The organism is Brucella sp. JSBI001, from assembly GCF_026014005.1.
In the GTDB taxonomy this organism is placed as follows: Bacteria; Pseudomonadota; Alphaproteobacteria; order Rhizobiales; family Rhizobiaceae; genus Brucella; species Brucella anthropi.
Window position 1 is genome coordinate 87,934 of the sequence record NZ_CP110339.1, and the last position, 25,312, is coordinate 113,245.

Below are 25,312 nucleotides of genomic sequence, written 5' to 3' on the forward strand. Positions count from 1 at the left end.
TGTTCCAGTATTGAATCGAGCGAGGCAAGAGTCAAGCGGGATCAGAAATCAGTCCAGTGGACTGATTTCCTTGCGTAGGCGTTTCACACTTTTCGGGATACGCTCTATCATCGCGATAGTGGTTTTGGATTAGGCGGCGTCCCTGAAAGGCACGCCTGCCAGTTGCGCCAGATGGCCGGGAAGGTCGGTGCCTGCACCAGCCGCATTGATCGTGTCGAAATAATCATGCCAGCCGGTGGCGGTGATTCCGGCAATCAGCATGTCGAGAGCTGCTTCATCCGGGAAACGCCAGATGGCGAAGAAGCTCTGGCTGGGCGCAAAAGACTTTGTCGCGTCGACGGGACCCAATGCCAAAGCCTCGATACCGAGCGCGCCAAGCCCGCCCATACCCGCGCCGACTTTCTCAAAGAAGGACTGCCTGCCTTCAGCATCAAGCGCGTGCCAGCTCGATTTCGGGGAATAAAGCTCGGCGAGGTAATAGGTCATGTCATATCCCTTAGGGTTTCATTGATCTTGAAAGAGCGACCGGCATCGGTGCGGCTCCAGATGCGGCGCAACAAGGTGCTGAGAAGCTGCTGTTCACCTGATGAGAGATCGCTCATCAGGCTTGCAATCCATGCGGTATGTTGTTCGAAAAGCTGTTGCGCCAGCAGCATCCCTTCGGATGTCAGCCGGACAGTCAGTTTGCGGCGGTCCTCGCTATCCGCGTGACGCTTGAGGAAACCATCGCGCTCCAGCCCGTCCAGCAGGCCGGTGATGGTGGCGCGCGTTACGCCTGCGCGTTCTGAAAGCTCGTGCGGCGAGAGGCCGTCGGGCGCATTGTGCAGCAGAAACAGCAGGACGAACTTGCCCTCCGAAAGCTTGTGCGGAGCTAGCCGGTTGGCGCAATCCCGGTCAATGGCCGCAGCAAGTGACAAAACTTCAAAGCAGGCTTTCAGCGCGTCGGTGGACGGGCTGTGCCGGCGTTCCATTTCGCCCAGAAGGGCGTGGTGCTTTTGCTCGATTATTTCCATACGGCGACTTATAGTATGGCACCATACTAAATGCAAGTGACTTTGATTGCTTGAGCAGGAACAGTGGAGAGCTTGATCGATGGGTATATACGGTTTATATATGATCCGTATATGAACTATATGGTCTGGACAATACTATGGGTATCGTGAAAATCGGCGACGAGCTGCATGAGGAACTGCGCAAGGCGAGTGACGTCATGTGCCGGTCGATCAATGCGCAGGCTGAATACTGGATGAAGATCGGCATGCTGGCACAAGCCCATCCCGACCTGTCGTTCAACGAGATCGTGCAGATGCAGTTGCGCGCAGCACGGGTCGAGCTGCCGGTTCTGCCCGTTCTTACTGTGCAGTCGTCATGACCAAAACCCCTGCCGAAGTGGAGAAAATGGCGACATCCGGCGCGCTGCTTGCCTCTGTTTTTGCGCTTCTCGACCGCACGCCGCTGGCGGGCATGACCACGATGCAGGTCAATGATCTGGTCGAGGATTATATCACCCGCGAATTGCAGGCGCGGCCAGCCAGCAAGGGGCAATATGACTATCCCTATGTGCTGAACAGTTCCAAGAACGAAGTCGTCTGCCACGGCATGCCGTCGGATGACGAGATCATTAAAAACGGCGAGATCATCAACTTCGATATCACGCTGGAAAAGGACGGCTATATCGCTGATTCCAGCAAGACCTATATGGTCGGTGACGTTGCTCCCTTTGCCTCACGGCTGGTCCGTGTGACCTATGAGGCCTTGTGGAAGGGGATTGCTGCCGTGCGACCCGGCGCGACGCTGGGCGATATCGGCCATGCCATCGAGCGTCACGCCAAGCGGCATGATTACAGCATCGTGCGGGAATATTGCGGCCACGGTATCGGTCGCGAGATGCACGAGGAACCGCAGGTTCTGCATTTCGGCAAGCCGGGCACCGGCGTTCGTCTGCGCGAAGGCATGGTGTTCACCATCGAGCCGATGCTCAATCAGGGAACGGCCAAGGTGAAGACAGAAAAGGACGGCTGGACGGTGGTAACGCGCGACGGAAAGCTGTCAGCGCAGTTCGAGCATACGGTCGCAGTCACCGCGAATGGCGTGCGGGTGCTGACTTTGCGTCCCGGTGAAGAAAAGATGCTTGCTGGTATAAAACACGCCGCTTGATCTCATGCGATCTTGCCTGCCATCCAGAGCACAAAGACAATTGTTCCGCTCTAAAAACAAAAGCCCGCCGGAAGGCGGGCTTTTGTCCGGATTGGATATGCTTATTTGCGGTCGCGTGCAGCCAATGTGCGCAGACGAAGCGCGTTGAGCTTGATGAAGCCTGCTGCGTCCTTCTGGTCGTAAGCACCCTGATCGTCTTCGAAGGTGACGAGCTTGTCGGAATAGAGCGACTTGTCCGATTCGCGGCCGATCACCATCACATTGCCCTTGTAGAGCTTGAGCGTGACTTCGCCTTCAACATGGCGCTGGCTGTGATCGATTGCCGCCTGCAGCATTTCGCGTTCCGGCGAGAACCAGAAGCCGTAATAGATCAGTTCCGCATAGCGCGGCATCAGCTCATCTTTCAGGTGCGCCGCACCGCTGTCGAGCGTGATCGATTCGATGGCGCGGTGTGCTGCCAGCAGGATCGTGCCGCCCGGCGTTTCGTAGACGCCGCGCGACTTCATGCCGACGAAGCGGTTTTCCACGAGGTCGAGACGACCGATGCCATTGTCGCGGCCATAGTCGTTGAGCTTGGCAAGAAGCGTCGCAGGCGACAGACGTTCGCCATTGATCGAAACGGCATCACCTTTTTCAAAGCCGATCTTGATGATCGTTGCCTTGTCGGGCGCGGTTTCCGGTGAAATGGTGCGCATATGCACATATTCCGGTGCCTCGACAGCCGGGTCTTCCAGAACCTTGCCCTCGGACGAGGAGTGCAGCAGGTTGGCGTCGACGGAGAATGGCGCTTCGCCCTTCTTGTCTTTCGCAACCGGAATCTGGTGCTGTTCAGCAAATTCGAGCAGATGCGTGCGGCTCTTGAACGACCAGTCGCGCCATGGGGCGATGATTTTGATGTCCGGGTTCAGCGCATAGGCCGAAAGCTCGAAGCGAACCTGGTCGTTGCCCTTGCCGGTCGCGCCGTGCGCGATGGCGTCGGCGCCGGTCTTTTTGGCGATTTCGATCAGGTGCTTGGAGATCAGCGGGCGGGCAATCGAGGTGCCGAGCAGATAGACGCCTTCATAGACGGCATTGGCGCGGAACATCGGGAAAACGAAATCGCGCACGAATTCTTCGCGCACGTCCTCGATGAAGATTTCCTTGATGCCCAGCATTTCCGCTTTCTTGCGGGCTGGCTCAAGTTCTTCGCCCTGACCGAGATCGGCAGTGAAGGTCACAACTTCCGCGCCGAGTTCTGTCTGAAGCCACTTCAGGATGATCGAGGTGTCGAGGCCGCCCGAATAGGCGAGAACGACTTTCTTAACGTCTTTCCACTTGCTCATAATAAACTTCCGTCTCATCAGGCGCTCCAGAGCGGCGCCCAAAATTTGTCCGTAGTTCTTTTAGCAGTTGCCAAGCAGCGTGCAAGCCGAAGGGCTGCGACTTATCGCGAAAACTCATGCGGATTACGTGATCTGTGGTTCGCCAACTTCATAAACAACGAGATTGCGGTCGCCAATACCAAGCCCAGGCCAGGCCGCACGCCATTCGGCAATATGGGCGGAGGCAAAATGCCGGTCGAGCGAAGCACGGTCGCGCCACATCTCCTTCACATGGATGAGACCCGGTTCGAGAATATCTGCGGCATAGCCATAGTCCACACAGCCATCCTCCGCCCGACTGGCGGAGATCATGCGCTGCATGGCTTCACGCGCTTTGGCGAAGTTTTCCGGCGGCAGGCGGACGGTCCCTACGATCAGCAGCATTTCTGTCTCCATTCCACTGTTTCATTTGCCCGGAAATTATTCTAGCGTGCGCCATCTCTTGGAGCACATTTCGATGTCTTTTCTGACAAACCTGACCTTCATTCCCGAATGGACGATTTTTGTCCAGTTCGCGATAGCAACCGCGATCCTTTCCATTACCCCCGGTCCTGACATGACGCTTTTCGTCGGGCGCGCCCTGTCCGAAGGCAAGGCCGCAGGTTTTGCCTGCATGGCTGGCGCCAGCACCGGCATCGTCATTCACACAACCATGGTGGCGCTCGGCCTTTCGGCGCTCATTCTGGCGTCTCCTGCAGCCTTTACGGCGCTGAAAGTGGTGGGGGCGGGCTATCTGGTCTGGCTGGCCGTGCAGGCGATCCGCAAGGGATCGGCCTTCTCGCCGGAAAAGAATGGCGGCAAGAAGCATACGCTGTTCCAGAACTGGCTGACCGGTCTTGGCATCAACCTTCTGAACCCGAAGATCATCCTGTTCAACATGACCTTCCTGCCGCAGTTCGTCTCCGCGCATGACCCGCATGCCATGGGCAAATTGTTCTTCCTCGGCCTGTCGTTCATTCCGATGGCGCTGCCCTTCACCATTCCGATGGTCGTGGCGGCAGATCGTTTCGCCGGGCTCCTGAAAAAGAACCCGACCGTGACGCGCATCGTGGACTGGATGTTTGCGGGTGTATTCTCGGCCTTTGCGCTGAAGATCATCACCGCACAGGCAAAATAGAGCATTTCCAGCAAAAGTGCGAAGCGGTTTTGCGTAGGACAATGCGAATGAAAAAGCCATTTCCAGCAAAAGTGCGAAGCGTCTCCGCGGGGAAATCAGTCCACTGGACTGATTTCTGATCCCGCTTCGATGCGTAGGACAATGCGAAAAAGAAGATGGATTTTATTCAACCGGGCGGGTTAAAAACCGCCCGGCATTGCGCCCTGCCAGCAGCCAGTAGACGAAGCTGCCGACGACACCGGCTCCTGCAATGGCTGCGATCCAGAGCGAGCTTTCCGGCACGCTCCGGCCATCGCTGAACGGAAGCGATGCGCCTGCGGCGGCAAGCCCGATCAGGGCGCCCGCAACGCAATAGAACAGGGATGATTTGTAACCGCGCGCTTCAGCCAGAATGATGAGGATGAGGGCGGGCACAAAGCTGAACCCGCCAGCCATGGCTGCAATGGCAAAACCGCCAACGAAGACGGTGCTCCAGAAGCTGGTGGCTGCAAAGAGCGAACCGGCATCCGCATCGCTTGCCATCATGACGAAATCGCTCATGAAGGAATCGATCCCGAGGGTGCGGAAAAGGATGGCGGCGAGAAACCAGCCTGCCGTCAATACACCGCAGCAATAGCCGAATACCACGATGGCGAAGCGCGTTATGTAATCGAAAGTATCGTTCAAGCGCGCTCACCCATCGGTTTATTCACCCCGTTATTCACCATGCCCGGCAATCATCATGGCTTCGAGTGCAAGGCGCTCGCTCTTGCGCATGCGCTCCGACTCCGACTTAAGCTGGCCGCAGGCCGCGAGAATGTCGCGACCACGCGGGGTGCGGATCGGCGATGCATAGCCAGCTGCGTTTACATAATCGGCAAATTTCTCGATCTGCTCCCATTCCGAGCACTGGTAATTTGTGCCGGGCCACGGGTTGAACGGGATCAGATTGATCTTGGCCGGAATGCCCTGCAAAAGCTTCACCAGCAGCTTGGCATCCTCAAGGCTGTCATTGATGTCCTTCAGCATCACATATTCGAAGGTGATGCGCTTTGCATTGGACAGGCCCGGATATTCGCGGCAAGCCTTGATGAGCTGTTCCAGCGGATACTTCTTGTTGATCGGCACCAGAATGTCGCGCAACTCGTCGCGCACGGCGTGCAGCGAAATGGCGAGCATCACACCGATCTCGTCGCCGGTGCGATAGATTTCCGGCACGACGCCGGAGGTCGAAAGCGTGATGCGACGCTTGGAAAGCGACAGGCCGTCGCCATCGGAGGCGATCAGCAGGGCCTTCTTCACTTCCTCGAAATTATAGAGCGGCTCGCCCATGCCCATCATCACGATATTGGTGATCTTGCGGCCCTCGGCGGGCACCATGGCGCCGTCTGGTGTATCCTTGTCCGGGAAATCGCCGAGCCGGTCGCGGGCGGTCAAAAGCTGCGCCAGAATTTCTTCAGAGGTCAGATTGCGCACCAGCTTCTGCGTGCCGGTATGGCAAAACGAGCAGGTGAGCGTGCAGCCGACCTGAGAGGAAACGCAGAGCGTTCCGCGCCCTTCTTCGGGAATGTAGACGCTTTCGATTTCGACCGGACGGCCTGCGCCGCGCGGCGGAAAACGGAACAGCCATTTGCGGGTGCCGTCCTGCGAAATCTGTTCTTCGACCACTTCAGGCCGCGCAATGGTGAAATGCTGCGCCAGCATAGCGCGCAAATCCTTGGAAATATTGCGCATGTCGGCGAAATCGGAAACGCCGCGCACATAGAGCCAATGCCAGAGCTGGCTGATGCGCATCTTCACCTGACGCTCGGGCACACCGGCCTTGACGAGCGCTTCGGCCATTTCCTCGCGCGACATGCCGATGAGCGACGGCTTTGCCTCCAGGCTGGCGCGCGCATGGCGGGCAAGCTGGTCGCGCGTATCATCAATGGTAAGGTCGAACGAAATGGACATCTGTTTTCAACTGTTGGAGACGACGGCTGAAGCGCGTCGATAAGCTTCGCCAGATAATCTGGCCCGAATGCATGGATAAATAGGGTCCGGCACTTGGCTTTGCGACCCCTGTTGCGCGCGCTCTTAGCACACAATATCGCATTCGTCATCCCACATGAAATCCGGCCACATGAAATCCGGTCTGCTATGCATGACGGCGGGGAGCAAGGCTGCAAAAGAAAAAGCCGGGCGCAAGCCCGGCTTTGAAAGTTGTCCAATCGCGAGGATTACTTGCACTTCTGGATGGCTTTCAGCGCATCCGAAATACCCTTCAGCGAATAGGTATAGTTGGTCTTGGTGCCGCGCTTCGACTGTGCCTGCACCTTCATTTCCGAACCGCCGCGCATGGCTGCGATGAGCTGCGGCTCTTCTGCTGCATTTTCCATCCAGCCGGACTTGCCGTTGACGAACATGTTGAAGTTGCGGTTGCCGATGGAGACGACGACCTTGGCATTGGTATTGAGGTCGTAACCGGCCATGAATTGCGGTTCGAACGAGATGTTCTGGCCGGGCTTCTGGCTCACGAGGAAGAAGTTGTCACCGTGATCGACGTTGGCCGGAGCCTTCTGGGTCGGTACGGAGAGGACATAGCAGACCTTGCCGTTGCCCGACTGATAGCTGTAGGCGCCCCAGGCATTGAACTGGCTGATCTGGCTCGGGGTCTGGGCGAGTGCCGAACCCGCCATCCCAATCATGAACACAGAAGCCGCGACGATCGATTTTCCAAGCATTGGTTTTTACCGGTTCTCTTTCGTTTGCTTCAAACTTGAATATCGGGATGCCGCCGTTCATCACGCCGTCCCGCTCAGTTGCCGATTAAATTGCCTTAATCTGGGTTACCAAACGGTGAAGTTTCGAAAGAAAACTTGAATGAGCAGCTAAGTCGCCCCGCCATCCCTTGGCTCCACTTGAATTAAAAGAAAGCGGCGAGAGTGTGTTCGTGGGGATAAGGCAATAAGGCAGCAGTGGATTAAGGCAATATGTTGAAAGGGGGATAGGATGTCGGAATTAGGGAAATAAGGAAAAAAGCGGAGGGCAATTGAAGCAAAGTAGCCGGAATCACATAGCTGTGATCAGCCGCCGCTATTCCCTTGCTCCCTCATCCTCAAGTGCCTGTCGCGCGGCCAGCCGGTGCGCCGGTGTGATATGGGCACGAACGGCTGTCAGCGCTGCCATCAGCACGGCAACGTCATCGGTGAAGCCGATACCGGCCAGAATATCGGGAATGGCGTCGAAGGGCAGGACGAAATAGGCGAGCGCCGCCATCAGGGTCATGCGCACACGGGTTGGGGTCCTCTGGTCGAGCGCGCAGTAATAGGCTGCCACCACCTCATCCATGAATGGCACCATGCGACCGGCGCGGCGCGCGGCCTTCCAGAATCCGTTCTTCACCCGTTCGCTGCGCTTCTTGAATTCGCTCTCGCTGCCGGGTTCGAGGATTTCACCGATTCTGACGTCATCCATTCTCGTTCAACTCCTGTCGTCCCGATTCCAATCGTCGAATGCGGGTTCTGACCGGTAAAAAATGGGGAGTTTGTATCGCTCTTGCAAGGCCAGTTCGATTTCCCCGTAGTCCTATCCTGCAAGAACCATCAGCTACAACGCCCTCGTCAAATCCCCAAAATACAGATTCGACCGGATTGCTCACCAAACGGCTTGGACCGCGCTGGAGCGATGCCGAACGAATGGAGGTTTTGATGCATTTGACCGGCTATGGGGAAAATTTCATCCGCAGCGACCGTTCAACACGGCTGTTTCGCGGCAACCAGCTACTGGCTGCTGGAAGCGAAGATAATTACATCACCGTCGATCTGTCGGAGGCGGGATGCTACGATGCCGCCGTCTATCTGCGGTTTCTCTTCGGAGCCGGAATTTCGCTCAACACTTTGCGCGGCACATCCAGCCAGAACTGGATACCGATCCTGAATTTCAGGGCGGGCGAACAATGGAACGGTTATTCGGCTCTACCCTTCGGTCAGGCAATCGGCTTTTATGACGTGCAGGCGGGGCACATTTTCCATGCTGCAATTTCGCTCGGCGATGTTCATATCCGGGGTGTCCATGGCGGCAAACTCGGGCAGAACTGGCAGGATCGCATCAATCTTACCCGCGTTCTACCCTATTCGAGCCGCAATCCAGATGGCAGCTTCAATTATGATCGCCGGAAGATTTACGTCTATATTTCAAAGCTCTAAATTCAGGCTATCGCATTCATCTTGCGCGCAAGCTTGATGTCGAGTTCCGTAATGCCGTTCTCGCTATGGGTAGCGAGCGTGACATCGACGCGGTTGTAGACATTGAACCATTCAGGGTGATGGTCGAGCTTTTCCGCATGGAGCGCTGCGCGCGTCATGAAACCGAAGGCGGCATTGAAATCCTTGAACTTGAAGCTCTTGGCAATCGCCTCGCGTCCGTCGACCTTCTGCCAGCCATCCAGTTCAGTGAGCGCTTCGTTCAGTTCATTTTCTGTCAGCCGGTTGCGTGCCATCGTCTTTCGCCTATGTTGCGGTTCCTGAACTAACTTATCATGAGCGCGAGAGTTCCGTGATCGTATCCGTAGCCGCACAAGCCCCGACCAGCATTCTTTTCGTTTGCGCAGGCAATATCTGCCGTTCTCCGCTTGCCGAAGGCGTGATGGGGCATGTGCTGGAAAAGCGCGGCATCCGCCATGTGCTGGTCGATTCTGCCGGAACCAATGGCTATCATACCGGCGAGGAGCCGGACGAGCGCTCCATCAGCGTTGCAGCGCATCATGGTCTCGATATTTCCGCACAGCGCTGCCGACAGCTCATCGCCGGTGATTTCAGCCGTTTTGACCTGATCCTTGGGATGGACCGTTACAATATGCGGATGATCGCTGAGCGCAGGCCTGCAAGTGCAGACGCGCATATCGGGCTTTTCGCGGAGATTGCAGAAGGGCGGGCAGTTGAAATCCCCGATCCCTATTATGGCGGGACCGGGGACTTCGAAAAGGTTTACCGGATGGTTCTGGCAGCCTCCATCGCGCTTGCCGACCAGTTCTGGCCGGAACGGGCAACCAAAGGCCAGGCTTCCTCCACGATATAAGGTCCGCCACCGACGGAATCGCGTGACGACATCAGCACGAACCGTCCCACCTTGAAGGGCAGCGTCGCGAAGTTGCCACGTGAGGAGAGATAGCGCACCACATCCTCGATGCGGGGATTTCTCAGCCGCGCCAGTGTCACATGGGGCGTGAACTTGCGCGGGTCGGCGGGAATGTGAAGTCGCCGGCAGATCCGTTCGATTTCCGCCTGCAATGCGTTGAGCTCAGGCGAGGGGGATACACCCGCATAGATGCTGTGCGGCTTTTTGGAACCGAAAGCATTGACACCCGACAGGTTGAGCATGAATTCCGGCCGCCGCACGCGATCAAGCGCATTGGCAACCTCGTCGCACGTGGCCTTCCACATCTCCGATAAAACGCAGCGTTATGTGGTAGTTTTCGACATCAATCCAGCGTGCGCCGGGAAGACCGCCTCGCAACAACGAGAGCGAAAGCGCGGCGTCGCGCGGGATTTCGAGGGCAGTGAAAAGACGCGGCATAGGGCATCCTCCTCGAAGCGTTCCATGCCAGAGCGCCGGGCATCCAAAGGATGCGTAAAGGACACTCTAGCCTAGAGAGTCAGTGCATCGTACCTGCCGAATTGATTCGGTTAAGTTGATGCAACTGCAGCGAATCAAAGTTTGAGTCCGGGAGCAAGCTGTTTATGCTCCCGACCGGCGTCAGCCTCCCGATGTCCCCTTGTTTTGCATATCTGTCAGGCTCTTTTCGATAGTGGGCATAAAGTTAGACACCATCGTTTCGACGCCCTTTTCATTGGGGTGCATTCCGTCCTCGAGCAGAAAGTCCTTCTTGGTTGCTACACCGTCGAGGAAAAACGGGTAGAGCGGCACGCCATATTTCTGTGCCAGCTTCGGATAGATCGGGTTGAACTTGGCGGCATAGTCCTTGCCCATGTTGGGCGGGGCCATCATGCCGGCAAGAATGACCGAAATGCCGCGCTGCTTCAGGCGCGCCAGCATCTCATCGAGGTTCTTTTCGGTAATGTCGGGTTCGATACCGCGCAGCGCGTCATTCGCTCCCAGTTCAAGGATGACCAGATCGGTGCCATCGGGGACGGACCAATCGATGCGCGAAAGCCCGCCCGTGGTCGTGTCGCCCGACACGCCCGCATTCTCGATCGAAACCTCGACACCCTTGTCGTTGAGTGCCTTTTCAAGCTGCTGCGGAAAGGCGGCATTGGCCGGCAGCAGATAGCCCGCCATGAGGCTGTCGCCGAAACCGACAATTCTCACCTGCGACAATTGCTCGGTCGGCAGTGCGTCTTCGAGGCCGGTCGGATCTTCCTGCGCCTGCGCCGTAGTGATGGGACTTGCCGCCATAAAAGACGCCATCATCGCAAAAATCGGGAGCCATGCCGGAATTGAGAGTTTGAAACGCATCGTCGAAAACCCATATTTGAGGGGCTGTGGGCGAATGGCCCGCCGGACTTCTCTTCAATAATTGGCGCAACATAAGTTCAAATTTGTGGCGCGCTGTTTGGTTCTAAAGATTCATATAGGATAAAAACCGCGTGACGGAACAGGTTGTTGGCCCGATTATCGAACTTGAGAACGTTCATCTAACCCTTGGTCACGCCGCCTCATTGGTGCATGTGCTGAAGGGCGTTTCCCTTCATATATCGCAAGGACAGTCGGTTGGCATCGTTGGTCCGTCCGGTTCCGGCAAGTCCACGCTGCTGATGGTTCTGGCCGGTCTGGAGCATATCGATAACGGAACTGTGAAGATTGCCGGTGAGACGATCAGCCAGATGAGCGAGGATCAGGCCGCCGCTTTCCGTGGCGCCAATATCGGCATCGTGTTCCAGTCCTTTCACCTTATTCCCAACATGACCGCGCTTGAAAATGTCGCCGTGCCATTGGAACTGGCCGGGCGTCGCGATGCTTTCGAGGTGGCGGAACGCGAATTGCGCGCTGTCGGCCTTGGCGAGCGCCTCACCCATTATCCATCGGAGCTTTCCGGCGGTGAACAGCAGCGCGTTGCGATTGCCCGTGCTCTTGCGCCAAGCCCGAAAATCCTGATCGCGGATGAGCCGACCGGCAATCTCGATACCACGACGGGGCGCCAGATTGCTGATCTTCTGTTCGCCAAGCAGCGCGAAAACGGCCTCACCATGGTGCTCGTCACGCATGACCCGGCGCTTGCGGCGCGCTGCGACATCGAAATTCCGGTGCGCTCGGGCCGGATCGAGGAGCCTGCACAGGGCGGCTCCGTTCTCGAATCTCTGGCAGCTGGCGCATGAGTGCGGCAAAATCGTTCTCGCTTGCTCTCCGCTTTGCGCTGCGTGAAATGCGCGGTGGCCTGTCCGGTTTCTATATTTTCCTCGCCTGTATCGCGCTTGGCGTTGCCGCTATCGGCGGCGTCAACTCGGTGGCGCGCTCGGTCAGCACCGGCATTGCGTCGGAAGGCCAGAGCATTCTGGGCGGTGATGTCAGCTTCGCGCTCAATCAGCGGGAAGCAACGGCGGAAGAACGCGCCTTCATTGCAAAACAGGGCAGAATGGCGGAAAGCGCCACCATGCGCTCCATGGCGCGCATGCCCGATGGCTCCGACCAGTCGCTGGTCGAGGTGAAGGCTGTCGACGCTGCCTATCCGCTCTATGGTCAACTGAAAGTCCAGCCGCAGCAATCGCTCGCTGACATGACCGGCGAGAAGGGTGGCCTCTATGGTGCTGCCGTCAGCCAGGACTTTCTCAATCGCATGGACCTGTCGCTTGGCGCAAAAGTGCTGCTCGGTTCGCAAGTGTTTGAGCTGCGTGGCCTGATCGAGAGCGAACCGGACCTGCTTTCCTCGGGTTTCAATTTTGCGCCGCGCTTTCTGGTTTCGCTGGATGGCCTGCGTGCTTCCGGTCTCATTCAGCCCGGAAGCCTTGTCGATCATATCTACAAGGTTGCCCTTCCGGACGGCGCGCCGGATGCAGCAATTGCCGAAGTCAGGCGGCAGGCCGCTGCCGATTTCCCCGATGCAGGCTGGAACATCCGTTCCCGCACCAATGCCGCTCCGGCGCTGAGCGCCAATATCGAGCGCTTCTCGCAATTCCTGACACTGGTGGGCCTGACAGCCCTGATCGTCGGCGGTGTCGGCGTCGCCAATGCGGTGCGCGCCTATCTTGACGGCAAGCGCGGTGTGATCGCCACCTTCAAGTCGCTTGGCGCGCCAGCGCGCTTCGCGGTGTTGGTTTATCTCGTGCAGATTATGGTGATCGGCTTCATAGGCATTGTTCTCGGGCTGATACTGGCGGCGATTATCCCGTTTGCTGCCGCGATGGCGCTTGCCAATTATCTGCCGGTCGCCGGTGGTGGCGGTTTCTTTCCCGATGCTCTGGCGCTCGCTGCCGTCTTCGGCCTTATCACCACGCTTGCCTTCGCGATTATTCCGCTGGGCCGCGCACGCGATATTCCGGCGACGGCGCTTTTCCGCGAACAAGGTTTTGAACAGCGCGGCCTGCCACCGTTCCTCTATCTCACCCTCGCGGTTCTGCTGATTGCTGCACTCGCCGGTCTGGCGCTCTACGTTGCTTATGACCGGCGTATCGCCGCAATCTTCATCGTTTCGGCCATTGCGGCTTTCGGCGTGCTGCGGCTAGTCGCCGACGGCATCCGCTGGCTTGCCCGCCGGGTTCCGCGCGTGCGCTCGACGTCGCTCCGGCTCGCAGTGGGCAACATCCATCGACCCGGCGCGCTCACGCCCTCCGTGGTGCTTTCACTGGGCCTTGGCCTGACGCTGATGGTGGCAATCGCGCTGATCGATGGCAATCTGCGTCGCCAGGTAACGGAAAACATTCCAGCGCAGGCGCCTGACTTTTTCTTCGTCGATATCCAGAACCGCGACATCGGTGATTTCACCAAGCTGGTCAGCGGCATCGTGCCTGATGGCAAGCTCACCTCCGGTCCGATGCTGCGCGGGCGTATCGTTGCCTTCAACGGCACCAATGTGCGCGACATGACCATCCCGCCGGAAGCAGCCTGGGTGCTGCGCGGCGACCGTGGTATTACCTTTTCCGATACAGTCCCCGAAAACTCGACACTGACGGAAGGCGAATGGTGGCCGAACGACTATAGTGGCGAACCACTGGTGTCCTTCGCGGAGCGCGAGGGCAAGGAACTGGGTCTGAAGCTCGGCGACACGGTGACGGTCAATGTGCTGGGCCGCAACATCACCGCGAAGATCGCAAGCTTCCGTCAAGTTCAGTGGGAAACGCTTGCGATGAATTTCGTCATGGTGTTTTCGCCCAATACCTTTGCCGGTGCGCCTGCGACTTGGCTGGCGACGCTCACCATTCCCGATAGCCAGAAGAATCTTGCGCCTGATGTGCTGCGGCAGGTCACCAAGACATGGCCCGCCGTTACGACGGTCAGTGTGACCGATGCGCTCAATGTCGCGAATGATCTGATCAGCCAGCTTGCAACCGCCATCCGTGCGGCTGCCTCCATCGCGCTCGCCGCTTCGGTTCTGGTGCTGGGCGGAGCGCTCGCAGCCGGTAACCGTGCCCGCGTTCACGATGCAGTAGTGCTGAAGACGCTGGGGGCTACGCGCGGCACGCTGATCACGGCCTATGTGCTTGAATATATGCTGCTCGGGCTTGCAACGGCGCTCTTTGCACTTGTCGCCGGCAGTGTGGCTGGCTGGTATGTCGTGGTGGAAATCATGAAGCTGAAAGCGAGCTTCCTGCCTGATGTCGCGCTGATGACCGTTGCCATCGCGCTGGTGCTGACTGTCGGTTTCGGCCTGGCCGGGACATGGCGCGTTCTCGGCCAAAAGCCTGCCCAGGTGCTCAGGACGATATGAACGATTTGTAATCGTCACCGGCAGAAAAACGTAAGTCATTGGATCGTATGGAGAAAGCGTTTGCATTTCCAAGCTGCTGCATCACGTTTTTTTACAGGTGGTACTTGTACGCGAAGGCCGAAATCCCCATAATGTCAGGCAGGCATGCTGGGGTCCCGCCAGCGGCGCCTGGCGGCGGCTCGACCTTTTGAGCGCCCCCGACACCGGACGGGACATGGCAAGAGGATTTAAGTCATGGCTGACTTTCGCAATATTCAGGCGCAGCAGAGGCCGGTAGGCGGCGCTCGCGCTGATGCAGGCATCGATCAGGGCCTGCGCAGCTATATGCTCGGCGTCTATAACATGATGGCTATCGGCTTGGCCGTTACCGGCCTTGCCGCATTTGCCGTTGCAGCACTCGCAACGACCACGGACCCGTCCGCAGCCGTCGCCCAGCTCGCCAACGGCAAGATGCTCACCGGTCTCGGTGTAGCGCTCTACACGTCTCCGCTTCGCTGGGTCGTGATGCTTGCGCCGCTTGCGGCAGTGTTCTTCCTGAGCTTCCGCATCGAACGTCTTTCGGTCTCGACCGCTAACGCCGTCTTCTGGGGCTATGCAGCTCTCGTCGGCCTGTCGCTGTCGTCGATCTTCCTGGTCTTCACCGGCCAGAGCATCGTTCGCACCTTCTTCGTGACGGCTGCTTCCTTTGGCGCGCTGTCGCTCTACGGTTACACGACCAAGCGCGACCTGTCCGCCATGGGCTCGTTCCTGATCATGGGCCTGTTCGGCCTGATCCTGGCATCGGTCGTCAACATTTTCCTCGGCTCGACCGCGCTGCAGTTCGCGATCTCGGTGATCGGCGTTCTGATCTTCGCAGGCCTCACCGCCTACGACACGCAGTCGATCAAGGAAATGTACTACGAAGGTGATTCTTCGGATGCGCATGGCCGCAAGGTTGTGATGGGCGCGCTGCGTCTCTATCTCGACTTCATCAATATGTTCACCTTCCTGCTGCAGTTCATGGGCAACCGGGAGTAAGGTTCTCTTGTAGAGTTTTATACGGGAAACCCCGCCAAGCTTCCGGCTTGGCGGGGTTTTTTGTTTGCGTCTGGGTGATTGCCATTTCAAAGCATCCAATTGTTTTCGATCCCGGAAAATATCGGTCATGTGGGTGCTGTGTGAAATGTATTCATTCTGATTGTAGTTTTATCTTTTTATTTCAAATATTTATATTGGTTCAGCGTGGCTATGGCATTGAATGATTTCAATCTGAACCCAACAGCAGATGCTTTCCTTCTCATTTGACACCATTTTGAACTCGTCCGGTTAAGGCACAGAACGAATGAAGTCAGAAAACGCTGTGCTTCACGAGCGTTGCAGGGAAAGGAAGGCTGAGGCTATGTCGATTGCAAGAGTATGCAGCTCACCTCGTATCGACAACCGTAGTCAGTCCCGCATTCCTGTGGAGCGCGAGGAAAAGTTTCCAGCTCATATGCTGGCCATGATGTGGCTCGCAATGATCGTTGGCTGTCTTTGGTTCTGGGGAGCCGTGTTGCGCTTCCTGCTTTCCGGCTTTTGAACCTCAAAAGCTCCATTCCGCTGTCCAGAATACGCGGAATGGCTGGTGCTCGCCTTGGTTCTCGCCAAGCGCGATCCTATGGTCTCATGATGCCCCGCATCATTGAGGCCGTAAACTCCCGGCCGACTACAGATGCCCCCGCAACGCCCGTCGGTCGGGAGTGCTAAGTCTGTTGGAAAGTGCGCAATCACTCACACATCATTTCAATGATGGCCATCCAACGGAAAAGTTCCCCAACCACTCCTCCTGTTCTGTCGGTTGATGCGCTGCCCCTGAAGGAGAGCCGTGCCGTGATGCACGGAGGCAATCTTGTTTCAGCCTGCATTCCAGAGGTGTTGGAAAGGCTGAAAACAAGACTGAAGCAAACGTGCCGGATTGTGAGAGTGGCACATCCAGCGTCACCTTCATCGCCCTGGAAATCCGGTAATCGGGAGGCGTTTCATGATTGGCATTATCGGCCGTTCGGGACTGATTGCACTGCTTATGACAATTCCCGCTGCCAGTCATAGCGATGTGGTCTTGTCGGCACAGATAAGGCGGCTGGAAGATACGTTACTTTCCGGCTTGCCTGCTAACGGCCAAAACCGCTTTCGGGAGGCGCAGTCGGCGTGGGTTACTTATAAAAATGCCGAATGTCGCCAACGATATTTGAATTATCCCGCAATGACGGAAATTGAAGAATGTAATAGCGAATTGGATCAGGAGCGCATGAAATATTTAGGTCTACAGTTGCGTTGGCTTCATGGTCTTCCAGGGAAAGTTAAATAACCACGCCCGACAAATCCTTTCTCTTTGTTATAAATTATGTGTTTTACTTGTTTGTGCTGATATGCCTGATTTCGGGAAGTCGATGGAACGTCTCACAAAGATTGATCGCAGCACCCTGCGTACCTACTGGCTAGTGGCGGCGTTCGTGGTTTTGATAGCATCGCTTGGCGCTGCAACCATGATTTATCGCGATTATAAGAATCGTATTGATGATACCGGACAGCAGGCCATGTCGTTGGCGCAGGCGCTGGCAGAACATACAACCCAAATTTTTGCCAAGCTGGATGCATTGAGCCGCGCAATCATGGAAGATCGCGCGGACAGGATCGTTTCCGAAGGACTTCTCTCAGAGGTCATGCGCCGCCGCGCCGCTGCCGAACCTGCGGCCATGGGAATAGCTATCATCGACCGGGATGGCCGCGTGTACGCAAGTGGACTGGATGATTATCCGGTGGGGAGAAACCTTAGCGATACACCAGACTTCAAGACATTAAACAGATCAGACGCTCCCGATTTTTACATCAGCAAACCTTACAAATCGGATTTGAATGTGCCCGGAGATTATAGTGGTTGGGCGATGAGCTATGCGCGGCGGATCAGTAGCGAAAGCGGGGGGTTCAATGGATATGTTCTCATCGTCGTCGATGAGGCCTATCTCTACGGCTTTTACACTCAGCTCGATGAGCAGCCCGGCATGGTCATTGGTTTGATGGGAACTGACGGTGTCATTCGAGCGTCCAGCTCGCCTTCAGTCGTAGGTCAGAATGTTGCTTCCTATATTCCCGAGGAGCTGGAAGCGGGGAAGGGTATCAGGATCAATCCATCCGTCCGAAGCGGCATAGAACGAATTTTCGCTTATTATCGCTCCTCGGCAGCACCATTGATGGCTTATGTGGGTGTTCCTACTGCCCCAATTTACGCGGCATGGCTTGCGGCTTCATCGGTCATTGTAGCGGCTCTGGCAGCCTTGTTCGCTGCACTGATCGCGATTGGAATAATTCTCGGCAAATATATGCAAAGTCGGGTTTCCCTTGTTCAGGTGATGATCGAGGCTGCCAATCAGCGTCGGGACAAGGAGTTTCTGGAAACCATCGTTAATACGGGTGGTGTCCTGATGGCTGTCACCGACGCTGAAGGACGTTTCATTGTCGCCAATCAGGCAATGCACGAGCTTTTCCCCGACATTGAAAGCCGAAAATCGGAAGCAGGTGCAATCTCCCATCCGTTGGGTGAAGCCTTCTCAACTGTGGTTGAGAATCTGCCTTGGCAGGCACTGAACAACATCGTGCTGGCAGATGGGCGCAAGCGAGCCCTGTCCTGGTCCGTTTCCCCTATTAAAACCAACGAAGGTGATATCAAGAATCTCGTCGCGGTGGGGCTCGATATCACTGAACAGCGTGATGCCGAACTGGCGATTTACCAATCGGGAAAACTCGTGACGCTGGGTGAAGTTGCCACCGGCATTGCCCACGAGATCAACCAGCCTTTGGCAGCGCTCGCTATGGCCATCGACAATCTTCAGGCTCGTTTATCAGAGGGAAAGCTCGATCAGTCGATGATGATCGAGAGCCTCGAACTCGCCTCCGGGCAGGTCGATCGGGCGGCAAACATCGTTCGTCACATGCGTATTTACGGCCATCGAAGTGACGGCTCGCTCAGACCCCTTGATCCGGCCGACGCGATTGAAGGGGTTCTGACCATTGCCGGCAGACAGATTGCAAATGAGGGAGTTACCATCAATCGCAATTACAAATCTGGCGAATTCAGCGTGATGGGAGATCTCGTTCTGGTGGAGCAAATCATCCTGAATCTGCTTCTCAACGCAAGAGATGCAATTCTTGAAAACTGCGTGTCAGCTGGGACGACTGCCGAGGAGGCGGACGCCGACTATATCACAATCAGTGTTGAGCGGGGACCGGACAATATGATTGCGATTGTTGTGGCCGATTCCGGTCCGGGCATTCCGCCTGCGATCCTTGATCGCCTGTTTGAGCCATTTTTTACGACGAAGCCGGTTGGTAAGGGAACCGGGCTTGGGTTGTCGCTGGGATACGGCATGGCTCGGGACATGGGTGGAAGTCTGGAAGCGCGCAACGGTGCCAAAGGAGCTGAGTTCAGACTTGTTCTCTGTAATGCAGAAACCATTTCCGGGCGGGAGGCGATCAATGAATAGCGCAACAGCTAACACAGCAGTTCTGCTGATCGACGATGAGGAGCCGTTGCTTGAGGTCTTGGGCACGGCGCTGACCGACGCGGGTTACAACTGCCTGCGCGCATCGGCTGCTGTGGGGGCCTTGAAGATTCTGGACAGAACGCCGGAAATTGATGTGGTGGTGAGCGACATCCGTATGCCCGGAATGGACGGGATCGAGTTATTGCGCAATATCCGTGAACGACATGCAGACCGCAACTGGCTGCAGGTCATTTTCGTAACCGGACACGCGACGCTGGACAATTCCGTGGAAGCCCTGCGGCTTAACGCGGTTGATTTTCTGCACAAACCGGTTCGCCGGGTACAGTTCTTGGAATCTGTAGGCAAAGCGGCAGCAAAGGCCCATGAACAACGCACAACGGCAGCTCAGTGGTCGCAGGGAACAGAGCGCCTTTCCCGACTGATGGAGGAAGCACAGCAGTTGGGCACGATGCTCGGGTCGCTGCAATCATTTGTACCCGGCGGTGCACAACCCTTGGCACGGCCAAAGACACAACCGGCGGATATGTCACCGGTCTCGCCCGACAAGGAGCGCCTGTTGGAACTCTTGCGTATCCGTGACATTAAAACGCGCTATTTCTCAGACAAACTCTTCGTCGATCCCGCTTGGCATATGTTGCTCGACCTGATGGAAAACCATCTCCAGGAAAAGCAGGTCTCGGTATCGTCATTGTACATTGTTTCGGGTGTTTCCCCTGCGACGGCATCGCGACGTCTCGATGAGATGGAAGCGGCAGGTCTTGTTCGTCGCTGGCTAGATCCGAACGACGGCAGGCGTCAGCTGGTGGCCCTGTCGGAGCGTTCCGTCGCGTCGATGCTCTCCTATCTGACGGCGCTGGATCGTCAAATGCAGGGTGAGTGAGGCTGATTACGGAGTTTGCTTCACCCGCAGATTGCCCGAGCCGCCGCGTAACTATGCGGAATCTATGCTTGATGCACATTATTAGCTGCATTCTTGAAGCTATATAAAATTAATAAAAACAGATATTTAGATTGATTGCCTTGGCGATGGGGCTGCATCGCTTTCAATCTGAAAGCATCTTCGAGTGAATTCTGTGCGGATCAAAGCCATCTAAGCTCCGAACCGGCACGAAAACTACCCCCCAATTTGTACACTCGATTGCCGGCCAGGTTTACGCCTGATGAGGAATGACGGTTATGTCGATCATGGAAAATACCTTGCCCCGGTCCGAGGTCTGCGAAACTTCGAAGCTGAACGATGACCTGCTGGAGGCCGAAATCCGAGCCCATCTGCGTTTTACGCAACGGCTTGGATGGATCATGATCTACTTTTTTTCCTTCCTTCTTAGCGCAGGCGCAATCCACTTTATCGCACTCAGCCTTTAAAGGACGGCCCCGGATATGCTGAAGAAGTCCATAATTCTCTCTGGGATTGGTATGGCGGCGTTTGCCGCTGCAACGGCCTATGCTGCCGATCCGACGCTTCCCAATGGCGCAACCTCACTGCGGGAGCAATATGCCGACTGGACTGTTCTGTGCGGTATTGCAGCTGACGGCGACAAGAAGACCAAGGTCTGCTCTTTGCAGCAGGAACAGGTGCGTCAGGTCAAGAACGGCCCAAGCCAGCGTGTGCTGGCGGTTGAATTGCAGCCAAAGGATAAGGGCCTTGAAGGTGTGCTGGTACTGCCGCTCGGTCTCAAGCTCGACAAGGGGGCGACGCTGAAGATTGACGACGGTCAGCCTTCGGATGCCAACCGGTTCCGCACCTGCATCTTTGCCGGTTGCGTCGTCGATATCAGGGCTGACGCCAAGATGGCGGCAGCTCTTGGCAAGGGTAAGACCATTGCCGTCAAGACGATCACGGATGAAGGCAAGGATGCCGACTTCACGATCTCGCTCAATGGTTTCCAGAATGCGGTCAATCGTGTCAGCGAACTGATGAAATAATCAACCATTCAGCTTCCGTCCCTCTGCCGAGAGACGGATAGCGACTGGAAGGACGGACATCCCGCCAGGTCGTCTGCCCTTCCAGTCTGCAGACATTCACAAAATCAACGTTAGCGCATCGACCCGACGGCTCGGGGAAAACAGCTGCGCGCCAAATTTCGCCGTCGAGAACGGCGCTTCGAAAGGACTAGACCCATGCCAGCCCCCGACGGCATCAAGAAGCGGAGCAACGTCCGCGCCAAAGAGAATACCAATACGCTCGGGAAGCTTCTTTCCGCGAGCATAGCTTTGTTTGCAGCCTCGACTGTCCTTTCAGGTGTGGCTTATGCAGGCACTGTCGCGCCTGGCGGTTCCGCAGTTGTTGGTGCCGGTGATCCTGCCGAAACATGGAACGTTCAGAACGACGCAACGCTCGATGTGATGGCTGGCGGTAAGGTAAATGAAACCACCGTGTTCGGCACGTTGAACATGAATGGCGCCACGGCATCACCGAGCGGCGCGCCGAGTGGCTATGTTGTTACCGTCTTTGGCGGCAACGCCAACATCACGGGTTCCTCCCTTTCGGGGCAAGGCGGCCTCGGAATTTCCGGTTTCATCGACACAGTTGGCTCGGCTGTCGTGACCAACAGCGACATTCAGGGTGTTTCGCAGGCCGTGCTTGTCCAGCATGGCAGCACGCTGAACATGACCGGCGGTACCGTCAAAGGCGGCACGCACGGCTTTGAACTGATCAATGGTGCCGATGTCATCATCGACGGAACGACGATCACTTCCGGTGGGGTCGGAATATTTGCCTATGCGGGTAGCAGTGCAGGTGCTGTCGGATCGAACGTGGAACTGCGCAATGGCAGCATCACCTCCGTTGGCCATGGCGTTAACCTGCGCGATGGCTCACGCGCCGTTATCAGCGGGTCCAAGATCGAAACGACTGGAGCCAATGCCCGTGGCGTGTTCGCGAATGGCATTGGCACCCATGCCGAGATTACCGACACGGATATTATCACGCGGTCCAATACGGCTCCGGGTATTGAACTTGCTGCGGGCGCATCGGCGAATGCGACCAATGTGAACATCACCACGAGTGGTAGTACGTCGTCGGGCGCCCGCGTGAGCGGTGATGGCTCAACGCTCGTTTACAAGGGCGGCAATATTTCAACGACTGGCGGCACCGCACACGGCATCGATGCGTGGAGCGGCGCTCAGGTGAGCGTCGATAACGTCAATATCAAGACGGGAGGCAGCAACAGCGCCGGCCTGCGGCTCAATTATGCCGGGACCTCGCTTGTCGCAAATGGTGGCACGATCAACACGTTGGGTGCCAATGCCTACGGTGTCGATGTAGCTGCTGGCGCCAAGGCAGAAGTCAACAACGTCGATATCACGACGGCTGGCGGTGGTGCTTACGCAGTTCGTGTATCCAATGTGGGATCGGAAGCTGTTATCAACGGTGGCAACCTTACTGCGTCGGGTGTGAACAGCGCGGGCATAATGGCAAGGGCCGGTGGGCAGGTGGTTGCGAACGATGTGAATATCATCATGCTCGGCGGGAACGGAGCTGCCGTCTGGGCAGGTGATGCAGGTTCCTCGGTAACATATAATGGTGGATCGGTGACCACTTCAGGTGTGACCCGAGCATTCAATATAGAACGCGGTAGCCATCTCGACGCATCGAATGTCGTTGTCTCGACGTCAGCTCAAGATAGCCATGGTGTGGTTCTTTCCAGCAACTCAACCGGCTCGGTGTCTAATCTGGATATTACGACCTCAGGTCTCAAAGCCTATGGGGTCGCTATTCAGCGCAATTCCGAACTCGACGTTGCAAACACAAAAATCGTCACTGGTGGGCAGACGGCTTATGGCTTGACAGCACAAACTGGCAGTAAGCTCGAAGCAACGAATATTCTCGCGACCACAACCGGTGAAGGCTCTTTTGGCATTCGTGTCCTGGACGCTGATACACAGGTTGATGTATCAAGTGGCAGCTTCCGAACCGACGGTGTTGGTGCTGACGGTGTGAACGTGACGACCGGTGCCGTTGTCAACATCGCTCATGAAGACGGTGCGCTGAACACGCGAATTACGACGACGGGTGCCGAGGCAGTTGCTCTTCACGCTCTCAACGGCGGTACGATCAACGCATCGGGTGCAGATGTGAGAACGCTGGGTAACGGTTCGCACGCTGTGGTTGCCGCAGGCGGCAGCACCGTCAACCTGACCGGTGGCGGGTTCAATCCGAACGGAACCGGTGCTCATGGTGTGGTGGCGTCCGGTGGCAGCACTGTCACCATGAACAGCTCGATCTTCCAGGTGTTTGGTGCAGATAGCCATGGCGTTTCTCTGGCGAATGACAGTATCGTCATCGCGGAACGCTCCTTTATCGGCTCTTATGCTCCGGCCCTGAAGACGGAAAGCGGCAATGTCGTTTACGATCTGCGTAATGGAACACAGGTGGTCGGTACTTACGGTACGGTTCTCTCTGCTGCGTCTGGCTCGACGACCTTGACAGCTGACGGTAATGTTCAGTTGTCGGGTGATATGGTTGTCGAGGCCGATGGTGCGGTGATCGATGCAACCCTGTCGAACAAAAGTCAGTGGTATGGCGCGGCCAAGGGCGTGACGAGCGCATCTGTTGATGGTTCATCATACTGGGCGATGACGGGTTCGTCGGATGTCGGTGCGCTGAGCAATGACGGCGTTGTCGACTTCGATGCGGCTAATCCGTACAAGACACTGAAGGCTGGCAGCCTTGCGATGAATGGCGGTTCATTCATTCTCAACACCAAGCTCAATCAGGGCGGTGCGGCAAGCGAAACCGACAAGATTGTGGTTACGGGCGATGCAACCGGTAACGGCCTCATCAATGTCCGCAACAATGGCGGTGCAGGCGCCTTGACCGGAACTGGTGCAACCGATGGCATTCAGGTTGTTGAGGTCGGTGGCGCAAGCGACGCCGAGTTCAAGCTCGGTTCGGCAGCCGTTGTCGGTATCTATGATTACCAGTTGAAGAAGGCCGATGGCCAGAACTGGTATCTGCAGACCGAAGGCAGCGATGTCGTTGATCCGCCTGCCTGCGCGCCTGGCGTCGATTGCCCAGGTGACGGTGGAGACGATGGCGATGGTACCGGTAATCCTGGTCCAAGCACGGGCCATGTTGTCGATATCGTACCGGGTTACAACATCGCGCTTTCGGCAGCCCAGAACCATGTCCTGACCTCGCTTGACACGTTCCATGAGCGTCTGGGTGAATTGCGCGCCGAAGAGCTGCAGGATGGCTACCATGCCTGGATGCGCGGCATTGGCAAGACGGGTTCCTATTCGCCAAAGAGCATCACCGGTTATAATGGCCATGGCTTTGACATGACGACTGCTGGCGTTCAGATCGGCGCTGACTATTCGAAGAGCGATGTGTTTGTTGCTGGCGACAAGCTCACCATTGGCATGTTCGGCGAATATGCCAATTCGAGCTTCGATGTGCGTGGCCGTACCGCTGACGGTTCGATCTCATCGAAAGGTCTGGGTGGCTATGTGACCTGGCAGCAGAAGGCTCCAACCGATCGCAAGCCTGGTACCGGCGCTTATGTCGACGCCGTGGTGAAGCAGGACTGGCTCGAATTTGGTGTCAACGCCAAGTCTGTCTCCGGATTTGACCTGCAGAACGGTTATAAGGGCAAGGCTACCACCGCGTCGATTGAAACGGGATACGGCTTCGATCTTGGCAACGATGTCGTGCTGCAGCCTCAGGCTCAGCTGACCTGGTCGAAGGTGAAGGCCGACAGCTTCACCGACAGTTACGGCATTGCCGTGCACGGTCAGGAAGCTGAATCGCTGATTGGTCGCGTCGGCGTGCGTCTGGAAAAGACCTTCTACTTCGGTGATGAAGAAGAGACGGTTGAAGCAGCCCCTGTTCCTGCACCAAAGGCGCAGAAGCAGGTGAAGGGCAAGAAGGGCAAAGCCGCCAAGGCTGTTCCTGCTGTCCTGCCGGACGCGCCGAAGAAGAAGAAGTTTGTCAAGTCGGTTACAACTTATGCGGACGCCAATGTGAAGCATGAGTTCAAGGGGAAGAACGGTCTTGTTGCTTCCAACACCGGCATTGGCAATGACATGGGTGGCACGCGGTATGACGTCGGCGTTGGCGTGGTTGCCCGTGTGTCGGAAAATGTCAGCCTGTTCGGGCGTGGCTCTGTCGAATTCGGCGGCTCCACCAATGTTGCAGGCAAGGTCTCTGGCGGTCTCAAGATTACCTGGTGATCGATAAGCTGCCAGTTCCCGGGCACACAGTTCGCGACCGGGAGGCCAACCATAGATTTCCACCCATTGGTGGAGGTCTATGGGACAGTGAAACCGGAGTGGGGCCGTTGATTGTTCCCTCTTTGGTATCTCTTTCAAATAA

Annotated in this window: 25 protein-coding genes and 1 pseudogene; 15 read left to right on the forward strand and 11 right to left on the reverse strand. The window is 56.6% G+C overall.

The features are described from left to right. Nucleotides 1–129 precede the first annotated feature (129 nt). Entirely contained in the window at nt 130–486 is a 357-nt protein-coding gene (locus LJ361_RS00400; protein ID WP_010657886.1) for a DUF6616 family protein, read from the reverse strand. Further along, nucleotides 483–1,013 carry a MarR family winged helix-turn-helix transcriptional regulator gene (locus LJ361_RS00405; RefSeq protein ID WP_010657887.1) on the reverse strand — a complete coding sequence of 177 codons (531 nt, stop codon included), beginning with the start codon at nt 1,011–1,013 and terminating at the stop codon, nt 483–485. The genes LJ361_RS00400 and LJ361_RS00405 overlap by 4 nt, the downstream gene beginning before the upstream one ends. Nucleotides 1,014–1,150: 137 nt before the next feature. Between LJ361_RS00405 and LJ361_RS00410 the strand changes: the two genes are divergently transcribed. Both LJ361_RS00410 and map read left to right on the forward strand, forming a co-directional pair. Next, complete coding sequence (locus LJ361_RS00410) at nt 1,151–1,372, forward strand: ParD-like family protein (protein WP_010657888.1); 222 nt, start codon at nt 1,151–1,153, stop codon at nt 1,370–1,372. Continuing rightward, nucleotides 1,369–2,157 (forward strand): type I methionyl aminopeptidase, encoded by a 789-nt coding sequence (gene map / locus LJ361_RS00415; protein WP_029375841.1) that lies wholly within the window; start codon nt 1,369–1,371, stop codon nt 2,155–2,157. Before LJ361_RS00410 ends, map begins: the two co-directional genes overlap by 4 nt. Before the next feature lie 101 nt (nt 2,158–2,258). On the opposite strand, the gene LJ361_RS00420 is transcribed toward map, so the two are convergent. Both LJ361_RS00420 and LJ361_RS00425 read right to left on the reverse strand, forming a co-directional pair. Beyond that, nucleotides 2,259–3,479, reverse strand: coding sequence for an argininosuccinate synthase (locus LJ361_RS00420; protein ID WP_010657890.1), 1,221 nt, complete (start codon nt 3,477–3,479; stop codon nt 2,259–2,261). A gap of 123 nt (nt 3,480–3,602) precedes the next feature. Next, nucleotides 3,603–3,902 (reverse strand): putative quinol monooxygenase, encoded by a 300-nt coding sequence (locus tag LJ361_RS00425; RefSeq protein WP_010657891.1) that lies wholly within the window; start codon nt 3,900–3,902, stop codon nt 3,603–3,605. 73 nt (nt 3,903–3,975) lie between these two features. On the opposite strand from LJ361_RS00425, the gene LJ361_RS00430 reads away from it, so the two are divergent. After that, entirely contained in the window at nt 3,976–4,635 is a 660-nt protein-coding gene (locus LJ361_RS00430) for a LysE family translocator (protein WP_010657892.1), read from the forward strand. A gap of 162 nt (nt 4,636–4,797) precedes the next feature. On the opposite strand, the gene LJ361_RS00435 is transcribed toward LJ361_RS00430, so the two are convergent. From LJ361_RS00435 to LJ361_RS00450, 4 genes are all read right to left on the reverse strand, one after another. After that, complete coding sequence (locus LJ361_RS00435) at nt 4,798–5,301, reverse strand: hypothetical protein (RefSeq protein WP_010657893.1); 504 nt, start codon at nt 5,299–5,301, stop codon at nt 4,798–4,800. 30 nt (nt 5,302–5,331) lie between these two features. Then, entirely contained in the window at nt 5,332–6,567 is a 1,236-nt protein-coding gene (gene rlmN / locus LJ361_RS00440; RefSeq protein WP_010657894.1) for a 23S rRNA (adenine(2503)-C(2))-methyltransferase RlmN, read from the reverse strand. A gap of 266 nt (nt 6,568–6,833) precedes the next feature. Beyond that, entirely contained in the window at nt 6,834–7,337 is a 504-nt protein-coding gene (locus tag LJ361_RS00445) for an invasion associated locus B family protein (protein ID WP_010657895.1), read from the reverse strand. Between the two features lie 352 nt (nt 7,338–7,689). Beyond that, nucleotides 7,690–8,070, reverse strand: coding sequence for a YkvA family protein (locus LJ361_RS00450; protein WP_010657896.1), 381 nt, complete (start codon nt 8,068–8,070; stop codon nt 7,690–7,692). A gap of 233 nt (nt 8,071–8,303) precedes the next feature. Here LJ361_RS00450 and LJ361_RS00455 point away from each other — a divergent pair, with 233 nt between their 5' ends. Beyond that, nucleotides 8,304–8,801, forward strand: a complete 498-nt coding sequence (locus tag LJ361_RS00455; RefSeq protein WP_226622377.1) for a hypothetical protein — start codon at nt 8,304–8,306, stop codon at nt 8,799–8,801. A gap of 2 nt (nt 8,802–8,803) precedes the next feature. On the opposite strand, the gene LJ361_RS00460 is transcribed toward LJ361_RS00455, so the two are convergent. Continuing rightward, nucleotides 8,804–9,094: a 4a-hydroxytetrahydrobiopterin dehydratase gene (locus tag LJ361_RS00460; RefSeq protein WP_010657898.1), complete on the reverse strand. Its 291-nt coding sequence runs from the start codon at nt 9,092–9,094 to the stop codon at nt 8,804–8,806. A 56-nt stretch (nt 9,095–9,150) separates the two neighbouring features. Between LJ361_RS00460 and LJ361_RS00465 the strand changes: the two genes are divergently transcribed. Continuing rightward, complete coding sequence (locus tag LJ361_RS00465) at nt 9,151–9,672, forward strand: low molecular weight protein-tyrosine-phosphatase (RefSeq protein WP_011982320.1); 522 nt, start codon at nt 9,151–9,153, stop codon at nt 9,670–9,672. Here the strand turns inward: LJ361_RS00465 and thpR are convergent. After that, nucleotides 9,582–10,170, reverse strand: a pseudogene (gene thpR, locus LJ361_RS00470) (RNA 2',3'-cyclic phosphodiesterase). The gene LJ361_RS00465 and the pseudogene thpR sit on opposite strands and share 91 nt — an antisense overlap. Nucleotides 10,171–10,350: 180 nt before the next feature. Continuing rightward, nucleotides 10,351–11,070, reverse strand: coding sequence for an arylesterase (locus LJ361_RS00475; RefSeq protein WP_010657901.1), 720 nt, complete (start codon nt 11,068–11,070; stop codon nt 10,351–10,353). A 131-nt stretch (nt 11,071–11,201) separates the two neighbouring features. Between LJ361_RS00475 and LJ361_RS00480 the strand changes: the two genes are divergently transcribed. The 10 genes from LJ361_RS00480 to LJ361_RS00525 all read left to right on the forward strand — a co-directional run bounded on the left by LJ361_RS00480 (nt 11,202) and on the right by LJ361_RS00525 (nt 25,170). Further along, the gene (locus LJ361_RS00480) at nt 11,202–11,930 is read left to right on the forward strand and encodes an ABC transporter ATP-binding protein (RefSeq protein ID WP_264812353.1); all 729 of its coding nucleotides are present in this window, start codon (nt 11,202–11,204) and stop codon (nt 11,928–11,930) included. After that, on the forward strand, nt 11,927–14,476 hold the full coding sequence (locus LJ361_RS00485) for an ABC transporter permease (protein ID WP_010657903.1): 2,550 nt from the start codon (nt 11,927–11,929) through the stop codon (nt 14,474–14,476). The genes LJ361_RS00480 and LJ361_RS00485 overlap by 4 nt, the downstream gene beginning before the upstream one ends. 234 nt (nt 14,477–14,710) lie before the next feature. Further along, a complete protein-coding gene (locus tag LJ361_RS00490) occupies nt 14,711–15,493 on the forward strand; it encodes a Bax inhibitor-1/YccA family protein (protein ID WP_011982324.1) in 783 nt (260 codons plus the stop codon). 361 nt (nt 15,494–15,854) lie between these two features. After that, nucleotides 15,855–16,034, forward strand: a complete 180-nt coding sequence (locus tag LJ361_RS00495) for a hypothetical protein (RefSeq protein WP_146113233.1) — start codon at nt 15,855–15,857, stop codon at nt 16,032–16,034. Between the two features lie 441 nt (nt 16,035–16,475). After that, nucleotides 16,476–16,802: a DUF1311 domain-containing protein gene (locus LJ361_RS00500; protein WP_264812355.1), complete on the forward strand. Its 327-nt coding sequence runs from the start codon at nt 16,476–16,478 to the stop codon at nt 16,800–16,802. Beyond that, complete coding sequence (locus tag LJ361_RS00505; protein WP_080641650.1) at nt 16,777–18,975, forward strand: ATP-binding protein; 2,199 nt, start codon at nt 16,777–16,779, stop codon at nt 18,973–18,975. Before LJ361_RS00500 ends, LJ361_RS00505 begins: the two co-directional genes overlap by 26 nt. Further along, nucleotides 18,968–19,876, forward strand: a complete 909-nt coding sequence (locus LJ361_RS00510) for a response regulator (protein WP_051129058.1) — start codon at nt 18,968–18,970, stop codon at nt 19,874–19,876. Before LJ361_RS00505 ends, LJ361_RS00510 begins: the two co-directional genes overlap by 8 nt. Nucleotides 19,877–20,172: 296 nt before the next feature. After that, nucleotides 20,173–20,361, forward strand: a complete 189-nt coding sequence (locus LJ361_RS00515; RefSeq protein WP_036577645.1) for a hypothetical protein — start codon at nt 20,173–20,175, stop codon at nt 20,359–20,361. A gap of 15 nt (nt 20,362–20,376) precedes the next feature. After that, nucleotides 20,377–20,922 carry an invasion associated locus B family protein gene (locus LJ361_RS00520; protein ID WP_036577648.1) on the forward strand — a complete coding sequence of 182 codons (546 nt, stop codon included), beginning with the start codon at nt 20,377–20,379 and terminating at the stop codon, nt 20,920–20,922. A 195-nt stretch (nt 20,923–21,117) separates the two neighbouring features. After that, a complete protein-coding gene (locus LJ361_RS00525; RefSeq protein WP_036577649.1) occupies nt 21,118–25,170 on the forward strand; it encodes an autotransporter outer membrane beta-barrel domain-containing protein in 4,053 nt (1,350 codons plus the stop codon). The last annotated feature ends 142 nt before the right edge of the window (nt 25,171–25,312 follow it).

Coding starts and splice junctions, on each gene's coding strand:
- LJ361_RS00400 (WP_010657886.1), bottom strand. CDS start 486: ATGACCTATTACCTCGCCGAGCTTTATTCCCCGAAATCGAGCTGGCAC.
- LJ361_RS00405 (WP_010657887.1), bottom strand. CDS start 1,013: ATGGAAATAATCGAGCAAAAGCACCACGCCCTTCTGGGCGAAATGGAA.
- LJ361_RS00410 (WP_010657888.1), top strand. CDS start 1,151: ATGGGTATCGTGAAAATCGGCGACGAGCTGCATGAGGAACTGCGCAAG.
- map (WP_029375841.1), top strand. CDS start 1,369: ATGACCAAAACCCCTGCCGAAGTGGAGAAAATGGCGACATCCGGCGCG.
- LJ361_RS00420 (WP_010657890.1), bottom strand. CDS start 3,479: ATGAGCAAGTGGAAAGACGTTAAGAAAGTCGTTCTCGCCTATTCGGGC.
- LJ361_RS00425 (WP_010657891.1), bottom strand. CDS start 3,902: ATGCTGCTGATCGTAGGGACCGTCCGCCTGCCGCCGGAAAACTTCGCC.
- LJ361_RS00430 (WP_010657892.1), top strand. CDS start 3,976: ATGTCTTTTCTGACAAACCTGACCTTCATTCCCGAATGGACGATTTTT.
- rlmN (WP_010657894.1), bottom strand. CDS start 6,567: ATGTCCATTTCGTTCGACCTTACCATTGATGATACGCGCGACCAGCTT.
- LJ361_RS00445 (WP_010657895.1), bottom strand. CDS start 7,337: ATGCTTGGAAAATCGATCGTCGCGGCTTCTGTGTTCATGATTGGGATG.
- LJ361_RS00450 (WP_010657896.1), bottom strand. CDS start 8,070: ATGGATGACGTCAGAATCGGTGAAATCCTCGAACCCGGCAGCGAGAGC.
- LJ361_RS00455 (WP_226622377.1), top strand. CDS start 8,304: ATGCATTTGACCGGCTATGGGGAAAATTTCATCCGCAGCGACCGTTCA.
- LJ361_RS00460 (WP_010657898.1), bottom strand. CDS start 9,094: ATGGCACGCAACCGGCTGACAGAAAATGAACTGAACGAAGCGCTCACT.
- LJ361_RS00475 (WP_010657901.1), bottom strand. CDS start 11,070: ATGCGTTTCAAACTCTCAATTCCGGCATGGCTCCCGATTTTTGCGATG.
- LJ361_RS00485 (WP_010657903.1), top strand. CDS start 11,927: ATGAGTGCGGCAAAATCGTTCTCGCTTGCTCTCCGCTTTGCGCTGCGT.
- LJ361_RS00490 (WP_011982324.1), top strand. CDS start 14,711: ATGGCTGACTTTCGCAATATTCAGGCGCAGCAGAGGCCGGTAGGCGGC.
- LJ361_RS00495 (WP_146113233.1), top strand. CDS start 15,855: ATGTCGATTGCAAGAGTATGCAGCTCACCTCGTATCGACAACCGTAGT.
- LJ361_RS00500 (WP_264812355.1), top strand. CDS start 16,476: ATGATTGGCATTATCGGCCGTTCGGGACTGATTGCACTGCTTATGACA.
- LJ361_RS00505 (WP_080641650.1), top strand. CDS start 16,777: ATGGTCTTCCAGGGAAAGTTAAATAACCACGCCCGACAAATCCTTTCT.
- LJ361_RS00510 (WP_051129058.1), top strand. CDS start 18,968: ATGAATAGCGCAACAGCTAACACAGCAGTTCTGCTGATCGACGATGAG.
- LJ361_RS00515 (WP_036577645.1), top strand. CDS start 20,173: ATGTCGATCATGGAAAATACCTTGCCCCGGTCCGAGGTCTGCGAAACT.
- LJ361_RS00520 (WP_036577648.1), top strand. CDS start 20,377: ATGCTGAAGAAGTCCATAATTCTCTCTGGGATTGGTATGGCGGCGTTT.
- LJ361_RS00525 (WP_036577649.1), top strand. CDS start 21,118: ATGCCAGCCCCCGACGGCATCAAGAAGCGGAGCAACGTCCGCGCCAAA.